Genomic DNA, 19,719 nt, shown 5'->3' with positions numbered 1-19,719 from the left:
TTTGTAAGAATAAAGACAATTTTATAAGTTGTCTTTTAAGTAGATATAATCAGACATTTTAGTCCACTCTCTAACTTTCTTTTGGTAAGCTTCTTGAGAATCTAAAATCTCTTTTAATAAAGGTTGACCTTTAACCATCTCTTCTCTTAACTCAGCATTTGCTTTTTTCATCTCATCCATAACTTCTTTTGGGAAAGTTTTGATTTTGATATTTGGATAATCTTTTTCAATTTTTGACCACGCTTGTGCACTCATGTGATAGTTTTGGATATACATATCATATGCAGATACTCTCATAGCAGTGATTAAGATTTGTTGTAAATCTTTTGGTAATTTTTTGAATTTTCTTTCATTTACAAGATATTGTAAATCTAATCCTGGCTCATGCCACCCTGTATAGTAGTAAGGAGCAATTTTATTGAATCCCATGTTGATGTCCATTCCAGGTCCAACCCATTCTAATGCGTCAATAGTTCCTCTTTCAAGTGAAGTATATAATTCACCTGGAGCAATATTTGTTACTGTTAATCCTAATTTTGCCATAACTTCACCAGCAAATCCTGGGATTCTCATTTTAAGACCTTTTAAGTCATCAACAGTATTAATTTCTTTTCTAAACCATCCACCCATTTGGTTTCCAGTTGATCCACCAGGGAATGATAATACTTTATGTTTTTTATAAACTTTTTTCATAAGTTCCATACCACCACCGTGATAGAACCAAGAATATTGTTCAGGTGTAGTCATACCAAATGGCATAGTACTAAATGGTAAAGTATTAATATCTTTACCTTTCCAGTAATATGATGCAGAGTGACCCATGTCATATTGTCCACCTTTTACCATATCTAGAATTCCAAGCGCAGCTTTATGTTTATTTGAAGCGTCTACTCTAATAACAAGTCTACCATCAGACATCTCTTCAACCATTTTTGCCATATTTTTAGGTGCATCAATAAATGGTGATAAAGTTGGTCCCCAAGTAGTTGCCAGTTTCCATTTGTATACTTTTTTTGCTAAAGCTTCAGAACCTAATCCCGCAATAAGTGCTGCAGCCATAAGTAGTTTAGTTGATTTACCAAACATCTTCATGTAATCTCCTTTTTTTGTGTCTTAAGGAAATTGTAACTGCCAGAAATGAAAAAGATATGATATTTTAGATTTTTTTGAGAAAAAAACCCCATAAAATATAGGGTTTTGAGCATATGTTCACTAAATTAAAGATTTTTTAAGAAATTGCTATTTTAATGCTATTTTTGACTATTTAGTCAGTTTTAAAGATATATCCTGTGTCTACAACTGTATGAATATAATCTTTTTTTACTACCTTTCTAAGTCTTCTAACTAAAGATCTAATTGATTCAATTGAAGCAAAGGAACCTTCCCAAACATAACTTTCAATTGTAGAATAAGTAAGTACTTGATTTTTCTTTGTTAAAAAAAGATTCATAAGAAGTCTCTCTTTTTTTGTTAACCTTTGTTCTTCATTATCAATACATAAAGTTGAAGACTTATAGTCAAAATAAGACTTCTCATCAAAATACTCTTTTTCATCTTTTACCTGACAAAGTTTTTCAACTTTTATCTCTAACTCATCTATAAAGAATGGCTTTTTTAAGTAATCATTACAACCAAAGTCGTAAGCCTCTTTTATCATATCAAGTTCTACTGTTGCACTTATAATAATAATTGGAACTTCACTGTAATAACTTCTAATCTTTTTTAAGATATTTATTCCATCAATATTTGGCACATTTATATCAAGGATAAAGCAAGAAAAACCTTCATCTACATTATTTAAAGCCTCTTGACCATCTATATAGCTAAAGACTTTATAGCCTTTTAGCTCTAATCTTTTTTTAATAGTTGCATTTAATTTTTTATTATCTTCAAGTAGTAGTATTTTCATTTTGTGCCTCTTTTTTTGGAAGTTTTATAGTAAAGACTACATTTTTATCTCTATTTTGTACTGTAATTTGCCCATTCATCTTATCTTCAACAATTACCTTTGCCATATAAAGACCAAAGCCTGTACCTCTTTTTTTAGTAGTAAAATATGGTTCAAAAATTTTATCTATAATATTTGCTTCAATATTCCCACCATCATCAATTATCTCAATAGTATTATAATCTTTACAATCATCAACATTTATTGTTAAATTATACTTCTCTTTTGTATTTTTATCAATAATCTTATTTTTTGCATTATTAATTAAGTTTAGCAAAACTTGTTTGAATTCATTCTCATAACCATAAATAAGTAAGTCATCTCCTTCGTAGTTATAGTTTACTTTCATATTAATATTTGAGTAGAAAATCTGTTTTCCTATAATCTCAAAAATCTCTTCAAAAGAGTTTTTAATTGAGAAGATAATCTTTTTTGTAGAAGGTTTTAAAAAGTTTCTAAAATCACTTAATGTTTTTGACATATATTTTATTTGAACCATTGAATCATTAACAAACTCTTGAACCTGAGAGTTTTTTAACTCCCCTAATAAAAATGATGTCTGAATATCTTGAACCTCAGCAGAAAGCTCTACAAGTGGCTCATTCCATTGATGGGCAATTGCTGCAACCATATCACCCATTTCAGCTAACTTACCTTGTTGTATTAAAAACTGCTTTTGCTGAATTCGCTCTGTTATATCATCCATAATACACACAATTCCACCAATAGAACTATCATTATCAAGATAAACAGCTTTTTTGATAATAATATGTTTCATTTGATTGTCAGATAAGTGTAAAGTTATCTCTGAAGTATCTGTTCCAAAAGTTCTTAATAGCTTTTTATCAACTGCTTCATTTTTTCTTGCAATATCAGGGGCAAAAAAGTCTTTAGCAGTTTTACCAATCACATCTTTTTTTGGAATATTTAAAAGTTCAGAAAAGGCTTTGTTACAACCTAAAAACTTTCCATCTTTATTTTTATAGTAAATTGCATTTGGTAAAGTATCTAATAAAACTTTATCAAACTTAATTCTATTTTGTAGGTCTTTCTCAACTCTCATTCTTCTTTGAATATTTGCTTTCATAGAAAAAACCATAATTAAAAGGATTCCAATAATTATGATAATAACTACAACTAATTTTGTATATTTTCTAAAAAAACCATGGGGTTCATTTATAAGCTCATACTCTTTTAAAATATTTTCAACACTTAAATCAAATCTATCTAACTCTTTATAGTCAAAAATATATCTATTTGGAGATTTTTCTATAACAGGGATTTCTTTTACACTTTTGCCATTTAAAACTTGTAAGGTCATATTTGCAACTGCTTCACCTTGAGCCTTTGCAGAAGTTAATAAACCTCCAACCATTCCATAATCTAAATAGAAGTCCCAAAGTCCATATGTGGGAACTTGGCTTACTTCATATATTTTTTTAAAACTCTGTTTATAGGTAAAAAATTTTCCTGTTTTGTCTTTAAATAAAAGTACAAATAAAAGTGCACTCTTCTTTTTATCTAAATTTACAACTTTCTTTTTTAGATTATCAATATCTAAATTATCTACATACTCGATATCTATCTTTTTAGAATACTTCTCAATTACAGGTCTTAAGTCTCTTTTTACTGCAAGTCCTGTTTTTGATTTATCATTTATTATAAGTAGTTTTTCTAGTTCTGGTTGCATACGAAGAATAAGTTCAAAATTTTTCTCTAAATCAACTTGTTCAACAACACCTGTCATATACTCTTTCATATTGTTTTCACCAAGTAAAGCTTTATCAAAATTATTGATTCCACAAAATAGTATTGGCAAATCTTTAAAAAGGTATTCGTGGTATCTTATTGCAAACTCAAAAGCATTATTATCACTAACAATTATAAGGTCAAAGTTTCTTGTTGAAAATTGTTCTTTGTAAAGTTGTGCTAATTTATTTAAGTAATTAGGTGTAGCTACATGTTTTGTATCCATGTAAATAGTAGTAAGGTCTATGTCTTTTTCATTTTTAAACTTCTTCTCTATTTCTAAAGAGATATCGTCACTCCACTTATATCCTTTATGATAAGAATGAAGTAACAACACCTCTTTAGAAGCGAATAAAGAGCTTAAAAACAGTAATAAAATTAACAGTAATCTCAAAATAATCCTTATGTTATCTTTCAATTATAACATAATTAGCAAACTATTCTACAAAAATTACATATCCTGATTTTGGACCGTGCGCTCCAATTACCAATGACTGTTCGATATCAGCAGTTTTTGAAGGACCACTAATAAACGCTCCATATGAAGGTTCACCAAATGAGATTAATTCATAAGCTTCATGCATATTGTTTACAATTGCGCTTTTTTCTAATACAAGAATGATATTTTGTGCAATAAAATATAAAGCTCTATGTCTGTTGTCTCTATTTTTAACCCAAACAGCACCATTTTCAGCAACTGCAAACTCACCTTTAACAACAGCTAAATCAATATCTTTTAGATTATGTGGGTCTGCTTCCTCATTTGCATCAAAGTTTGATAATGAAAAACCTTCAATATTTGAAGTTATAAGTTTTTCATCTGGATATAAAGATTTAATTGTTTCTTCTAACTCTTCTTTTTTTATAAATAAAGCTTTTCCACCAACTGACTCAAGCATAGTTGAAAAGTGTGAATGTTTATCTTCAAAAGTTAAGCCAAAGTTTGAGTAATCTGGTAAACTAGTATCTTGAACTACATTGTTAGTTCTAATATTCTTTAATATTAATTCTTTACTTGTCATTTCCAAACTCCTCTTTATAAATCTCTTTAAAACTCTTCTTAGGCATAGTAGGAATATCTCTTTGTTTTCCCCAAACATTAAATCTATTATAAATCATAAATTTAGGTAAAAGTGGTACCACTTTTCTGGCTACCTTTCCTACAAAATCAAATAGTGCTGGTTTGCTCATTAGCCAAGAAGCAAACTGCATAGATAATCTTTTTTGATTAGAGATAATATTTTTCTCTCTTAGGTCTTGTCTATGTGTGTAAAGCTGCGAATCTAGGTCAATCTTTACAGGACAAACATTTGAACATGAACCACAAAGTGTACAAGCAAAAGATAGTGTTTTATGCTTTTTTGGGTCTCTAAATGTTCCTAGTGTTGAACCAATTGGTCCAGGAATAACATAGTCATATGAGTGACCACCTGACCTTCTATAAATAGGACAAGTATTCATACAAGCACCACATCTAATACAGTTTAATGCTTTTTTATAAGATTCTGATTGTAAAAATGGTGTTCTTTTGTTATCTACAATTACAATATGCATCTGTCCACCTTCAACTGGACCGTGAAAGTGTGATGTATATGAAGTGATTGCTTGACCAGTAGCACTTCTTGCAAGTAGTCTTGTAAATACTGATAAGTCTTGAAGTCTAGGAACTACTTTTTCAATTCCCATACATGCAATATGAAGTTTTGGTAAAGAAGCACCCATGTCTGCATTACCTTCGTTTGTGCAAACTACAACTCCCCCAGTATTTGCAATTGCAAAGTTAACCCCAGTAATACCAGCATCTGCATCTAAGAATTTTTGTCTTAAATCGGCTCTTGCTGCTCTTGTTAAATATGTTGGGTCATAATTTCCTTTTTCAGTTCCCATTTTTTCATGGAAAGTATCAGAAACATCTTGCTTTTTCAAGTGAATTGCTGGAAGTACAATATGTGAAGGTGGTTCATTTCTTAATTGAACAATTCTTTCACCTAAGTCTGTATCAATAACTTCCATCCCTTTTGATTCTAAATAAGGATTTAAGTGACACTCTTCTGTTAACATAGATTTTGATTTAACAACTTTTTTTACATTGTTTTCACTTAAAATTCTATGTACGATTTCATTGTGTTCTTTTGCATCTTTTGCAAAGTGAACAGTAATACCTTTTTCATTTGCATTTTTTTCAAACTCTAAAAGATATTTATCTAAGTTTGCCATTGTATGAGACTTGATTTGGTCAGCATATCTTCTTAATGTTTCCCACTCTGGAATGGTTTTTGTTGTTCTATCTCTTTTTTCTCTTACAAACCAAAGAGCTTGGTCATGCCAATGCATTCTCTCATCATTTGCTACAAACTCTTTAGCTTTTGCTGGATGGTCATCTAAAACACTCATAATTAAACCTCCCCTGCAAGGATCTCAGTAATATGCATGATTTTTAAAGGTTTATTTTCTCTATTAACTAAACCTTGCATATGCATAAGACATGACATATCTGCACCTGTCATAATCTCAACATGTGAATCAATATGGTCTTTAATTCTATCTTTACCCATTGCAACAGAAATATCTTCTTCTGTTACAGAGAAAGTTCCACCAAAACCACAACACTCATCATCTCTGTTTAGTTCAACAATTTCTATTCCCTCTACTAAGTTAAGTAGGTTTTTTAGTTTATTGTTTTTAGGGATATTAAGTTCACTTGGGCTTCCTAATTTTAAACCTCTATGACCATGACATGAGTTATGAACTCCTACTTTATGAGGGAAATAAGAGTCTATTTTTTCAACTTTTATAATGTCATGTAAAAACTCACAAACTTCATAAATAGAAGTTTTTACTTTATTGTAGTCTTTGTCATCTTCATCAAAAAATGGTTTATAATGGTCTTTAACCATAGTTACACATGAACCCGTTGGAGCAACAATATAATCATATTTTTTGAAAATATCTACAAATCTAAGTGCTAATGTTTTCATATCTTTAGAGCAGCCTGAATTTGCCATTGGCTGCCCACAACAGGTTTGGTCCATTGGATACTCAACATCCATATCAAATTTCTTCAACAGTTTTAAAGTTGCCATCGAACTATTTGGATACAACTCATTCATAAAACAGGGAATAAATAAACCTACTTTCATTACCTAATCCTTAATTTTAGTTTACTTTATATTGTAAGTATATATTCTTGATATGAAAAACTTATGATATTTTTAAGTTTACTTAACTAATCAGTCAAGTGTTTTAGAAAAACAGTAATATCGTTGTCTAAATAGTAATCTTTTATATGAATTTCTTTGCCTAAACCTTCACAAAAGTCTATTATCGTTTCACAAGAAACATTATTTAGACTATCTGCTTTTAAGAAGTTAAAGACAAAGCCTTTATTAGATGAAGCCAAGCAGTTTTCTATAAATCTAAACATCTGCTTTTTTCTAAGTATATTCATGGCTCCACTACAAATATAGTAGTCAGCTTTTGGTAGTTTATCTTTTACTATATCTCTAACCATAAACTTTTCACTAGGAAATCTCTCTTTACTTAAAGTTACCATTCTTTGTTCTAAATCTAAGCCAATATAGTTTTTAGGTTTTAAGCTTGATTTCTTTAAATAATTTAAATATTCTGCAAAACCACAACCTGCATCTACTAGAGAAGAGTTTTTTATATCATCTTTTATAAATGAGTTTATAATTTCAAATCTAAGATATTGAGTAAACTGAGATTGCCAATGAACCCCTTGGGCACTTATTCCATATTTATCAATAGCTCTTTTATAAAATTTATGATTGTCTATACCTATCATTTTATTTGTTCTATTACTACGCCATTATCTTTAATAAATTTTGAAACAACTTCAGAGTTTGTATGTTCATATGCTTTATCATAAACAATTCTTTTAATTCCTGCTGCTATTAAGTTCTTTGAACACTCACTACAAGGTTCTAAAGTTACATAAATTGTTGCATCTTCTATTGAAATACCTTTTCTTGCTGCCCAAATTAGAGCATTCATTTCAGCATGTATTTCATATGTTTTAGACCAATCATGGTGGTCTTTTGTATATTCTCCATTCCAATGGGCACTACAATTAGTATATCCTGTTGGTGTTCCATTGTATCCTGTTGAAAGTATTCTTCCATCTTTTACAATAACTGCACCTACTTGTTTTGATACACATTTTGAAGCACTTGCTATTTCATGGGCAATATTTATAAAATTTCTATCACTTATCATTTAATTTTCCTAAAATAGTTTCATATTAATTTCATATAAATTACTCTTTAGTAGTAATTTTATAAAACTTCTAATTTTCTTTGATTTTTGCTATATTTTAACATTTTAATATGAGTTTTTGTCAAAAAAAAGCTAATTTTACCATATTTTGAAAAATTAGTACTAGGTTTTATAACATTTTTTATGGTATTATTTCCAAAAATTTAATTATAAAAGGTTAAACATGGATTTTAAAGAAATTAAAGAACTAATTAGAGTTTTTGATAAAAGTGAATTAAATAAATTAAAAGTTAAAGAAGGTGAATTTGAAGTAGCTATGCAAAAAGGTTTTGAAGGTGGAACTGTTGTAACAACTTCTGCACCTGCTGCTGTTGCTCCTGCTACACAAGCACCTGTTGCTGCACCAGTTGCTGCTGCAACTGAAACTGCACCTGCTGCTATATCTGGTGACACTATCAACTCTCCAATGGTTGGAACATTCTATGCTGCGCCATCTCCAGAAGCTTCTGATTTTGTTAAAAAAGGAGATACAGTTAAAAAAGGTCAAACTTTATGTATCTTAGAAGCAATGAAAATCATGAATGAAGTTGAAGCTGAATTTGATTGTAAAATCGTTGATATCTTAGTTGAAAACGGAAACCCAGTTGAATATGATATGCCAATGTTCGTTGTAGAAAAACTATAATAAGAAGCTAACATGGCTGAAATTAAAAAAATTCTAATTGCTAATAGAGGTGAAATAGTTCAAAGAGCTATCAGAACTATTAGAGAAATGGGTAAAAAGTCTGTTGCTGTTTATTCTGCTGGAGATAAAAATGCTTCATACTTAAAACATGCAGATGAAGCAATTTGTATTGGTGATGTTAAGTCTATTGATTCATACTTAAATATCCCTGCAATTATTACTGCTGCTGAAATGACAGGTTGTGATGCAATCTTCCCTGGTTATGGTTTCTTATCAGAAAACCAAGACTTCGTTGAAATTTGTAGACTTCACAATATTAAATTTATTGGTCCATCTGTTGAAGTAATGGAAAAAATGGCTGATAAATCAAAAGCAAAAGATGAGATGATTAAAGCAGGTGTTCCAGTTGTACCTGGTTCAGATGGTGCTGTTCACTCTGTTGAAGAAGGTAAAAGAGTTGCATTAGAAATTGGATATCCAATTATGGCAAAAGCTGCTGCTGGTGGTGGTGGAAGAGGTATGAGACTTATTGAAGACGAAAGTAAGTTCGAACAACTTTTCACAGCTGCATCTTCTGAAGCACTTGCTGCTTTTGGTGATGGAACTATGTACCTTGAAAGATTTATCAATAAACCAAGACACATTGAAGTTCAAGTTGTTGGTGACTCTCATGGAAATGCTATTCACATTGGTGAAAGAGATTGTTCATTACAAAGAAGACACCAAAAAGTTATTGAAGAATCACCTGCAATTTTATTAAATGATGAAACAAGAAAGCATTTACATGATGTTGCAGTTAAAGCTACAAAATACTTAAACTATGAAGGTGCTGGTACTTTTGAATTCCTAGCAGATGACCAACAAAACATCTACTTTATGGAAATGAATACTAGACTTCAAGTTGAGCACCCAGTTTCAGAAATGGTTTCTGGAATTGATATTATTGAACTTATGATTAAAGTAGCAGAAGGTGAAGAGTTACCACCTCAAGAGTCTATTAAATTTAGAGGTCACTCTATTGAAGTTAGAATCACTGCTGAAGATCCAAACTCTTTCTTACCAAGTCCAGGTAAAGTAAAACAATGGTTTGTACCAGGAGGAAGAAACGTAAGAGTTGATTCACATGTTTATGCAGGATATGTGGTACCACCTTACTATGACTCAATGATTGGTAAACTAATTGTTTGGGGAAGAGATAGAGAAAAAGCTATCAATATTATGAAAAGAGCTCTTAATGAGTTTGAAGTAGAAGGAATTAAAACTACAATTCCATTCCACCAAAAAATGATGGAAAATGCAGACTTTATTGCAAATAACTACGACACAAAATATCTAGAAGGTTACAAAAGCCTAGACGATATCTAAGAAGCTATAGAGGGTAACCTCTTAGTTTCATTCTTACAGCTTATATTTATACTTTTTTAGATATAATCCGCGAAACTATACACAGATATATACTATTTTTACTTTGAATCTCTTATTTCAAGGCCCTGCTTTCTTTCATTTAAGCATAAAGTTTTTAAATCTAGTTCTATTAATAGAAGAAGTTTATATAAGTGTATGTTTTAACAATATACTACGAAGTATAAACTAACCAAAAGGTAATAAATGACTTTTAATGAATTAAATTTCAAAGAAAACTTACAAAAAGCAATTGACGACGCAGGATTTAAAGAACCAAGTCCTATCCAAAGAGACGCGATTCCAGTTGTTTTACAAGGTAAAGATATAGTAGGTCAAGCTCATACAGGTACAGGTAAAACTGCTGCATTTGGACTTCCAATCATTAATATGATGAAGTGCAACAAAAATGTTGAAGCAGTAGTAATTGTTCCTACAAGAGAACTTGCAATGCAGGTTTCTGATGAGCTATTTAGATTCGGTAAAAATCTAGGTATTAACACTGCTACAGTATACGGTGGGCAATCATATACAAGACAATTAAAGCATATCGACAATGCTGGTATTATTGTTGCAACTCCAGGTAGATTTTTAGATTTACTTAAAGGTGGAAAAATCAGTATTAAACCATCATTTGTAGTTCTTGATGAAGCAGATGAAATGCTTGATATGGGATTCTTAGATGATATCAAAGAGATTTTCACTTATATGCCAGAAGATAGACAAACACTTCTTTTCTCTGCAACTATGCCAAATGCAATTAAAAATCTTGCAAAAACAATCTTACAAGAGCCAGAGTTTATCACGATTACTAAATCAGAAATCACTAACTCTAAAATCACACAAACTTTCTATGTTGTTGATGAACATGAAAGAGATGATGCTTTAATTAGATTATATGACTTTAAAAACCCTGATAAATCAATTATCTTCTGTAGAACTAAAAAAGAAGTAGATAGATTAGCTACATTCTTAGTATCTCAAGGTTTCTCAGCAAAAGGTCTTCATGGTGACATGGAACAAAGACAAAGAGAAGAAGCTATTAATGCATTCAAAAAAGGAAGACTTGAAGTTCTTATTGCAACAGATGTTGCTGCAAGAGGATTAGATGTAAATGATGTAACTCACGTATTTAACTACCATTTACCATTTGATTCAGAATCTTACGTTCATAGAATTGGAAGAACAGGAAGAGCTGGTAAAGATGGTATGGCTGTTTCTATTGTTACGCCACATGAATTTAGAATGTTACAAAAAATTCAAAAAGCTACTGGTGGAAAACTAGAAGCTAAAGTTATTCCAAACGTAGAGTCTGTAAAAGAAAAGAAAACTGATACTCTAAAAAGTAAAATTATTGAACAAAAAGTTTATGATTCAGGAATTGACTTAGTTGAAAGTATGAAAGAAGAGTATGACTTATCTACTATTGCTCATAAACTAGCTTCAATGCTTACTAATACTACTTACGTAAAAGGAAGTAACAACATTGGTAAGTCTGAAAAAGATATCACAAGATTATTCGAAAGAATGAAAGATGATAGAGGTGGAAGAGACTCTAGAGGTAGAAACGGTGGAAGAGGAAGAAATGGTCAAAGAAGATCTGGTTCTAGAAATAGAAGCGGAGGAAATGGTCACTCTGATTCATCAAGAAGAAGACCAAGAAGAAGATAATCTTCTTCTTGCTTCGTTTTAACTACTAACTATAGTAGTTTTTTAAAACTTTTTTAGCTTTTTTAAAAGCTGTTTTTGTATCTCTACCAAATCCTCTAAATGCTCCATCTTTATTAAAGAACTCAATCATTTGTAATTCACCTTTTTTGATGTCGATTACTCTAAAAATATCAAACTCTTTTTTTAGTTTTTCTACCTTTGGATTTTCATTGGCAGTTAAAATTCTAATACTCATTTATAACTCCTTTATGTATTTTCTCTATATTTTATTACCATTCTATAGAAAAAAGTACCTTTTGTCAAGTTTTTTATTACAATGAAGATATTTTTTCAAAAAAATATTAAAAAAAGTATAGAAATTTGAAAAAAAGTGTAGAATATATTATAGAGATATAAAATATCTTAGTTAGTTTAGTAATATAAAGTTTAAGCTTACTTAAAGGTTGTGTAAGGATTTACCCAATACAATCCTACAAAATATTAGTTACAGAAAAGTTACACAAAGGGTACACGTTGGATATTAAAACAATTGATAAGTTCGACAAGGCTAGGGAAAAAACACTTCCAGGATTTGCTAAGATATCTTTAGCACTACTATTTATGGCTATAGTTTTCTTATGGTCATATACATCTCATGGAAATGTTCCTAATAATACGTTCTTAATTATTGGTGCAGTTTTTGGTGCATATATGGCTATGAACATTGGAGCAAATGATGTTGCAAACAATGTTGGTCCTGCTGTTGGTTCTAAAGCACTAACTTTGACTGCTGCAATTATAATTGCAGTAATATTTGAAGCAATGGGTGCATTTATTGCTGGTGGAGATGTTGTTAAAACAATCAAAAAAGGTATTATTGACCCTGCACTTATCTCTGACCCTCAGATTTTTATTTGGGCTATGACTGCTGCTTTATTATCTGCTGCATTATGGCTTAACTTTGCTACTTCAATTGGAGCACCTGTTTCAACAACTCACTCTATTGTTGGTGGAGTTATGGGAGCTGGTATTGCCGCAGCTGGATTTGCTATTGTTTCATGGGACACAATGGGTAAAATTGCAGCTTCTTGGGTAATATCTCCAGTTTTAGGTGGACTAATTGCAGCTGGTTTCCTTTATATAATAAAAACAAGAATAGTCTTTAAAAAGGATATGATAGCAGCAGCAAAAGTTGTTGTTCCTTATTTAGTAGCATTTATGACTTGGGCATTCTCTACATACCTTATTTTAAAAGGTATTAAAAAACTAATTAAATTAGATTTCTTTACAGCTGCTGGAATTGCGCTTGTAATTGCAGTTGCAGTTTACTATTTTGTAAGACCACTAATTACTAAAGCAGCTGAAAAACTTAGCAATGACAGAGATTCAGTAAACTCTTTATTTACTATTCCATTAATTTTTGCAGCAGCCCTACTTTCTTTTGCCCATGGAGCAAATGATGTTGCTAATGCTATTGGACCATTAGCAGCTATTAATGATGCTATTATAAGTCATGGAATTAACTCTAAAGTTGGTATTCCATTCTGGGTTATGGCTGTTGGTGCACTTGGTATTGCTGTAGGTCTTGCACTATTTGGACCAAAACTTATTAAGACAGTTGGTTCAGAGATTACTGAGCTTGACCAAATGAGAGCCTTCTCTATTGCTATGGCAGCTGCTGTTACTGTTATTATTGCTTCTCAATTAGGACTTCCTGTTTCTTCAACTCATATTGCAGTTGGTGGGGTATTTGGTGTTGGTTTCCTAAGAGAGTACCTTGATTCATCAGAGAGCAAATTTATTGCAGACACTAGAAAAAGATTTAAAAAAGACAAAAAGATTTTAGATGGGTACCAAGAAGAGTTAGATACTTTAGAGAACCTAGATAAAAAGAGTAAAGCTGACTATGTAAGAATTGCTGAACTTTATAAACTAATTGATGAAAAAGTTGACCAAGTAAAACAAGAAAAAAGAGATTTCAAACAAGCTAAGAGAGTAAAATATGTAAAAAGAGATGCAGTTAAGAAAATTGTAGCTGCATGGGTTATTACTGTTCCTGCTGCTGCTTGTTTATCTGCTGCTATCTTCTTCATGATTAAAGGTATCATGAACTAAAAGCTAACAAACTACTTTATTTTGATAAAATTCCTTTTTTAATTAAAAGGAATTTATCATAGACGCTCTTATTTCCGTTGCTACAATCTATATTCTTATTGTTATTGGTTTTGTTTTTAAACGTAGTTTTAAAGATCAAGTAAACGAAAAGAGTTTTGTACTTCTAAACCTATATTTCTTACAACCTATACTTATTTTTTGGGGATTAACAAGAGCTCCTATTAATGATGAATTTATAATTTCACCTTTAATTTATGCGGTTGCTGTATTTATAACACTATTTTTTGCATTTTTTTATTCAAGGAAAGTCTTTAAAGACTATCAAGACCGTTCTATCTTTTTAGCTTCATCTCTTGTTGGAAATACCGGGAACTTAGGTATTCCACTAGGAATTGCTCTTTTTGGTGAAGCTTCAGTTCCATATACTTCTATTTTGAATATTGCTAATATGTTTTATATCTATATCTTTTCAGTTTACTTCTTTGCCGGTGAGAAGTTTAAATTCACTGATGCTTTAAAAGAGATATTTAAAATACCAGCTATTCATGCAGCTATTTTAGCTATTTTATTTAATTATTATGGCTTCTCTTTAAATGCAAACTTTGAAAAAGTATTTACAATGGGTGCTTATGCGGCAATAGTTATGCAACTTGTTGTATTTGGTATCTTTATGTCACAAGTAAAAGTAAAAAGTGCTAACTGGAACTTATCTATAAATATCACTTTGTTTAAACATATCATCTTACCTATCATTGGTCTATTTGTGATTGTTTATTTTAAAATTGACCCTTTTGTTGGTGCAATTATCTTTTTAGAACTAATTGTTCCCCTTGCAGTTAATAATGTGAATCTATCAGCTTTATACAATTGTAAACCTATAGATACAACCTTTGCAGTAATTATTAGTACCTTAAGTTTTATTGGTTTTATGGCTGTTTATATTATCGTTATTGATAAGTTTTTTGGAGTATAAAGATGTGTGGTATTTTAGGAGCTAACTTTTTATCAAACAATTTTAAAGAGGCTTTAGAAAATTTAAACAATAGAGGTCCTGATTATAACTCTTCACTAAAAATAAAAGACAAAGAGTTTGGACATACAAGATTAGCAATTATTGATTTAGACAATGAAGCAAATCAACCAATGGTTTTTGATGATATTCTAATTGTTTTTAATGGAGAAATCTATAACTATCAAGAATTAATACAAGAAGAGGCTTTAGAGTGTAAAACCTCATCGGATACAGAAGTTTTAATAAGACTTTATCAAAAGTACGAAGAAGAGTTTTTAAATAAGATAAATGGTATGTTCTCTTTTTGCCTTTACGATATGAAAAAAGAGAAATACTTTTGTGCAAGGGATAGATATGGAAAGAAACCATTTTTCTACTACCACAAAGATAATAAATTTATTTTCTCTTCTTCGATAAACTCTATTATAAAGCTACTAGGAAGTACTCCAAAGCTAAATAAAGTAGCCCTTAGCCAATATGTTCAATATTTTGTACCAATCGCTCCTAATACTTTCTACCAAGATATAAACTCTCTTGAAGCAGCAACGTACTTTACTTTACAAAACAATGATTTAAAAAAGAAGAGATACTATAAAATTAATACCTACAAAGCTGTAAAAGATGAGAATGAAGCCTTAGAAAAAATAGAAGAGACTTTAATCAAAAGTATTAAAGCAAGGCTTGTTTCAGATGTAGAAGTTGGAAGTTTACTTAGTGGTGGTGTTGATAGCTCTTTAGTATCTGCTTTATACTCTAAGATTACAAACAAACAAATCAATACTTTCTCTGTAGGATATAGTGAATATAAAAACTATTGTGAGCTAGACTATGCAGATATTACAGCAAAACATATAAACTCAAACCATACAAGACTAGAAATAGGAAAAGATGATTTTATAAACTACTTTGAAGATACTTTAACTGCACTTGAACAACCTCACGCAGATAGTGCAGCAGTTCCACTTAATATACTTACTAATAAGATTCATCAAACAGGAATAAAAACCGTTTTAAGCGGGGAAGGAAGTGATGAACTATTTTTAGGATATGATAACTATGCAAAGTTTTTAGGTTATTATGATTTTGCAAAGACATTAGACAATGGGCAAAATGAGTTTTTAAACTCTATTATTGGTGCCTTACAAAACAATACAAAAGAGAGTGAATACTTAAGAAGAGTAGTTAAAAAACAAAATATCTATAACTCTTTTGGTGAAATATATTCAGATATCCAAAAAAGAAAACTATTTAAAAAAGTTCCTACTTTTAAAACAGAAAATCCTAAAAAAGACCCCGTTGATTGGATGAGTTATATTGATTTAAAAATATGGCTAGGAGAAGCACTTCTAAGCAAAGTTGACCGTATCTCTATGCGAAACTCTTTAGAAGTTAGAACTCCATTTTTAGACTACAGATTAGTAAATCTTGCTTTTAGTATTGATTCAAAGCTAAAAGTTGGGGATACAAACAAGTATCTTCTAAAAAAGATTGCTTTAAAATATATTCCAGAACAAATAGTAAACCGTACTAAAAAAGGTTTTAACTCTCCTTTTAATGAATGGATTCATCAAGAGTATAAAGACTCTATTTTACAAACTATTTTAGAAGTAAATAAAGAAACAAATCTTTTTAATGAAGAGTATTTAAAACATATTTACACCCTATCTTCACAAAAAAAGTTCAAACAACACCTATGGACTATCTTTATCTTTTCTAAATGGTTTAAAAAAATATATCTATAGTAAATAAGTAAAGTTTTAATAAGTTGTAAGAATATATAATACAACGAATAATATTTATCACCTAATAATATTATTTAGAAAACTTGAAGGATTTTAGTATGAGTTTACTAATCCCTGTAGATTCAAATAGAAGGCATGAAGCCCTATTAACTACACTAGATGCAATTGAATACTGGGCCTTTGTTGAACTAAATGAAGGACAAATAGAAAACTGTAAGTTTTATAAAGATAAAGATGAAATAAATGCTTTCATTGAGACAGTTGTTGTTCAAAATGACCAAGAGTATGTTTGGCAATTTCAACAAGAAAATGCTTCTGTTTTAGTAGCTCCTACTCAAAGAAGTATTGATGAAATAGTTGAAGCTTATTTATTTAGTGAACTTCACGAACTTAAAAAATAACATATTTTATTAAGTACCTCAGACTTATCACAACTTTTTTTCTGTTGTGATAGTCCTTTTTTTGACCGTGTAGCTCAGTTGGTAGAGCACTACGTTGACATCGTAGTTGTCGTTGGTTCAAGTCCAATCATGGTCACCACCTTACTGGCAACAAAATAAATAATAATTTTATATATTGACCTAACTATAAACAAAATACACTATAATTCCGATTATCTATATAAGGTAGCTAGTGGGGATTTTAAGTATTAAAAATAAAATAACTGAATTAAAAAATAGATTATACATATTATTAAAAAATGGTGGAATAAAACTTAAGCTTATTGGGTTTACTATTGCTATTATTATTACTACTGTAGTTATTCTAAGTTCTATTATTATTAAGCTTATGACAGACTCTATTGAGAAAAAGTCTTTTGATGTAGTAAATAGTTCGATTACTCATATTGCTAACTTTTCTAGACAAGCCTTATTAGAAAGAACATATGAGAACAAACTTAATCTAAGTGAGCTTGTTAAAAAGATTGAACAATCTAAAATAGATGGCTTTTTAGATATCTCTATCTATCAACGGCAAAAAATTGAAAACATTAATAAATTTACCTATCTAACTGGTTTTAAAAAAAGCAAAGAAGCTATCTACTTAAGTGATGAAGAGTTACAGAAACAGTTAACTAGTGCAAACTCTGAATCAATCATAAAAAAAGATATTTTATTAAACAATAATACAAAAGCCTATCAATTTACAAGACCTATTCTTTATACTTTTAAGGAGCAAACTATCCTTTTAGGGGCAGTAATCCTAAAATATGATAAAGAAGCTATCTATGGAATTATAAATAAAGTAATAAATATCTCTATTTTAACTGCTCTTATTTTTATCTTTCTTGCAACAATGATTGTATATTTCTTTGGATTGAAATTTACTCGTCCTATATTAGAAATAACAGCTGCTGCAAACAAAGTCTCAAAAGGAGACTTAAATCTAGAACTAAATATTAATACAGCAGATGAGATTGGTGTTTTATCTGAGCAGTTTAATACTATGATAAATGGATTAAGAGAACGTAATCATATGCAGAAGTTTGTTTCTGGTTCTACAATAAGTATGATTCAAGAGGATACAAAACAAGAGCTTCTATTAGGAGGTGAGTATCGTACGCAAACTTTCCTTTTCTCTGATATTAGAGGTTTTACACAAATGAGTGAAGAAAAAACTCCAAGTGAAGTTGTAGAGATAGTTAACTTCTATCTAAATTTACAAGCTGAGATTATAAAGAAAAACAATGGAGATATAGACAAATTCATTGGAGATGAAGTTATGGCTTCTTTTACAGGAGATAATAGCCTAGAAGATGCTATAAATACTGCAATTGAGATTCAAAACAGTATCTCTAAGCAAAATATACATAGAAAAGAACAAAAGCATACTGTATGTAATGTAGGAATTGGAATAAACAAAGGTGAAGCTATCGTTGGAAATGTAGGAGCACACGAACGTATGGACTTTACGTCAATGGGTTCAGCAGTTAATCTTGCAGCTAGACTTTGTTCCCATGCAAAAGCAAATGAAATCTTAGTAGAAAATACTCTTATTGAAAAACTAGATAATAAATATAAAACTAATCCAATAGAGCCTTTAAAAGTAAAAGGGTTTTCTCAAGCTATTAAAGTAAGCTCAATTCTCTTCAAGGAAAATATGCCATGAAAAGAATAATGCCATTTTTAATCACTCTTCTTATACCATTTTTATTTACAGCTTGTTCACTTGTTTCAGTGAATTCTCTTTCTGCTGAAAAAAAGTTTGAAATATATCATAGTGTTGTTAATGAGATAGAGAGTTATAAAAAAGAAGGTGATATCTACTTAAAGAATAAATATTACCACAAGGCTATTCTTGCATATGAGAAAGTTAATTTCTATGAAGCAAAAGAGGTTTATTCTAAAGAATATATAAACAATTTAAAAAATAGAGCCTCATATAATGCTAAGTACTTTTTGAAAAAAGCCCATGAAAACGCTAAAAAAAATAAAATAAAATCCTTATACTATATAAATCTAACAATGCGGAATAACCCTACTTTAAAAGAGGCTATTAAATTAAAAGAGACTCTTCTTGAAGATGCAAAGGTAAAAAGCTTTATAAATAAAAAAGAACAAAAAGTTCAAAACCTACTAAATAAAAACAAAATGACGGTTTATCACACTCGTTCTTTAAATAATAGTGTAAAAAAACTAGTTAAATATGATGACTTCAATCCTATAGCAATAAAAGCAAAAAGTATAATAAAAAACTCTTATAAAGGACTAGTTAAAAATAGTATTTCTCTTTATAATAAAAAGAACTATTCTCAAGCAAAAAAAGAGTTCAATTTATTAAGCTTTATTTATCAAGAAGATAAAACAATCAATAATTATCTGCACTATATTAAACAAAAAGAGTTAATAGAAGAAGCGAAATCATATTTAGCAAATAAAAACTATAATAAAGCATCAAAAGTTGCAAAAGAAGTTTTAAAGATTAATCAAAACAACCAAGAAGCAAAAGAGATAATAAGTGCTTCTAAAGTTGCAAAGTGCGATATGACAGGAACCCTTGAAGCAAAAGGAATTAATCTTTATATAAAACAAAATTTTGATGAGGCTAAGATAACTTTTGAGAAGATAATTGCTTGTCATCCAGAAAATAGAAGAGCCCATGCCTATCTTAAAAAAATAAACCAACAACTAAATACAATCAAAAAGTTACGATAAGTAGTTTAATAATATGATTTATAATA

At 30.0% G+C, this 19,719-nt stretch carries 18 protein-coding genes and 1 tRNA gene; 10 read left to right on the top strand and 9 right to left on the bottom strand.

Annotation, left to right across the window (positions count from 1 at the left end):
- Nucleotides 1–21: 21 nt before the first annotated feature.
- The 8 genes from CRV02_RS07755 to CRV02_RS07720 form a co-directional block, all read right to left on the bottom strand.
- A complete protein-coding gene (locus tag CRV02_RS07755) occupies nt 22–1,092 on the bottom strand; it encodes a TRAP transporter substrate-binding protein (protein ID WP_129089840.1) in 1,071 nt (356 codons plus the stop codon).
- A 172-nt stretch (nt 1,093–1,264) separates the two neighbouring features.
- A complete protein-coding gene (locus CRV02_RS07750) occupies nt 1,265–1,909 on the bottom strand; it encodes a response regulator transcription factor (RefSeq protein ID WP_129089839.1) in 645 nt (214 codons plus the stop codon).
- Complete coding sequence (locus tag CRV02_RS07745; RefSeq protein ID WP_258239254.1) at nt 1,890–4,091, bottom strand: ABC transporter substrate binding protein; 2,202 nt, start codon at nt 4,089–4,091, stop codon at nt 1,890–1,892. The genes CRV02_RS07750 and CRV02_RS07745 overlap by 20 nt, the downstream gene beginning before the upstream one ends.
- 43 nt (nt 4,092–4,134) lie before the next feature.
- Nucleotides 4,135–4,719, bottom strand: a complete 585-nt coding sequence (locus CRV02_RS07740) for an LUD domain-containing protein (RefSeq protein WP_129089838.1) — start codon at nt 4,717–4,719, stop codon at nt 4,135–4,137.
- Nucleotides 4,709–6,091, bottom strand: a complete 1,383-nt coding sequence (locus tag CRV02_RS07735; RefSeq protein WP_129089837.1) for a lactate utilization protein B — start codon at nt 6,089–6,091, stop codon at nt 4,709–4,711. Before CRV02_RS07735 ends, CRV02_RS07740 begins: the two co-directional genes overlap by 11 nt.
- Nucleotides 6,092–6,093: 2 nt before the next feature.
- Complete coding sequence (locus tag CRV02_RS07730) at nt 6,094–6,837, bottom strand: (Fe-S)-binding protein (protein ID WP_129084028.1); 744 nt, start codon at nt 6,835–6,837, stop codon at nt 6,094–6,096.
- An 86-nt stretch (nt 6,838–6,923) separates the two neighbouring features.
- Nucleotides 6,924–7,502 (bottom strand): class I SAM-dependent methyltransferase, encoded by a 579-nt coding sequence (locus CRV02_RS07725; RefSeq protein ID WP_129089836.1) that lies wholly within the window; start codon nt 7,500–7,502, stop codon nt 6,924–6,926.
- Nucleotides 7,499–7,933, bottom strand: a complete 435-nt coding sequence (locus tag CRV02_RS07720; RefSeq protein ID WP_129084030.1) for a dCMP deaminase family protein — start codon at nt 7,931–7,933, stop codon at nt 7,499–7,501. The genes CRV02_RS07725 and CRV02_RS07720 overlap by 4 nt, the downstream gene beginning before the upstream one ends.
- A gap of 223 nt (nt 7,934–8,156) precedes the next feature.
- On the opposite strand from CRV02_RS07720, the gene accB reads away from it, so the two are divergent.
- The 3 genes from accB to CRV02_RS07705 all read left to right on the top strand — a co-directional run bounded on the left by accB (nt 8,157) and on the right by CRV02_RS07705 (nt 11,690).
- A complete protein-coding gene (gene accB, locus CRV02_RS07715) occupies nt 8,157–8,618 on the top strand; it encodes an acetyl-CoA carboxylase biotin carboxyl carrier protein (RefSeq protein ID WP_129089835.1) in 462 nt (153 codons plus the stop codon).
- A gap of 12 nt (nt 8,619–8,630) precedes the next feature.
- A complete protein-coding gene (locus CRV02_RS07710) occupies nt 8,631–9,983 on the top strand; it encodes an acetyl-CoA carboxylase biotin carboxylase subunit (protein ID WP_129089834.1) in 1,353 nt (450 codons plus the stop codon).
- Between the two features lie 243 nt (nt 9,984–10,226).
- A complete protein-coding gene (locus tag CRV02_RS07705; protein WP_129089833.1) occupies nt 10,227–11,690 on the top strand; it encodes a DEAD/DEAH box helicase in 1,464 nt (487 codons plus the stop codon).
- Nucleotides 11,691–11,715: 25 nt separating this feature from the next.
- Here the strand turns inward: CRV02_RS07705 and CRV02_RS07700 are convergent, their stop codons facing one another.
- Nucleotides 11,716–11,925 (bottom strand): hypothetical protein, encoded by a 210-nt coding sequence (locus CRV02_RS07700; protein ID WP_129084034.1) that lies wholly within the window; start codon nt 11,923–11,925, stop codon nt 11,716–11,718.
- Between the two features lie 278 nt (nt 11,926–12,203).
- Between CRV02_RS07700 and CRV02_RS07695 the strand changes: the two genes are divergently transcribed.
- The 7 genes from CRV02_RS07695 (at nt 12,204) to CRV02_RS07665 (ending at nt 19,693) form a co-directional block, all read left to right on the top strand.
- A complete protein-coding gene (locus CRV02_RS07695) occupies nt 12,204–13,784 on the top strand; it encodes an inorganic phosphate transporter (RefSeq protein ID WP_258239253.1) in 1,581 nt (526 codons plus the stop codon).
- A 55-nt stretch (nt 13,785–13,839) separates the two neighbouring features.
- Complete coding sequence (locus CRV02_RS07690; RefSeq protein WP_309109251.1) at nt 13,840–14,757, top strand: AEC family transporter; 918 nt, start codon at nt 13,840–13,842, stop codon at nt 14,755–14,757.
- A 2-nt stretch (nt 14,758–14,759) separates the two neighbouring features.
- Entirely contained in the window at nt 14,760–16,538 is a 1,779-nt protein-coding gene (gene asnB / locus CRV02_RS07685; protein ID WP_129089831.1) for an asparagine synthase (glutamine-hydrolyzing), read from the top strand.
- Between the two features lie 98 nt (nt 16,539–16,636).
- Complete coding sequence (locus tag CRV02_RS07680) at nt 16,637–16,939, top strand: hypothetical protein (RefSeq protein WP_129089830.1); 303 nt, start codon at nt 16,637–16,639, stop codon at nt 16,937–16,939.
- Nucleotides 16,940–17,002: 63 nt separating this feature from the next.
- Nucleotides 17,003–17,078, top strand: a tRNA-Val gene (locus tag CRV02_RS07675).
- Between the two features lie 93 nt (nt 17,079–17,171).
- A complete protein-coding gene (locus CRV02_RS07670; RefSeq protein ID WP_129089829.1) occupies nt 17,172–18,647 on the top strand; it encodes an adenylate/guanylate cyclase domain-containing protein in 1,476 nt (491 codons plus the stop codon).
- Entirely contained in the window at nt 18,644–19,693 is a 1,050-nt protein-coding gene (locus tag CRV02_RS07665) for a hypothetical protein (protein ID WP_129089828.1), read from the top strand. The genes CRV02_RS07670 and CRV02_RS07665 overlap by 4 nt, the downstream gene beginning before the upstream one ends.
- The last annotated feature ends 26 nt before the right edge of the window (nt 19,694–19,719 follow it).

Source organism: Arcobacter sp. CECT 8989, from assembly GCF_004116715.1.
GTDB lineage: Bacteria > Campylobacterota > Campylobacteria > Campylobacterales > Arcobacteraceae > Halarcobacter.
Note: the sequence above shows the minus strand (reverse complement) of the source record. Positions and strands in the feature narration are given on the sequence as shown.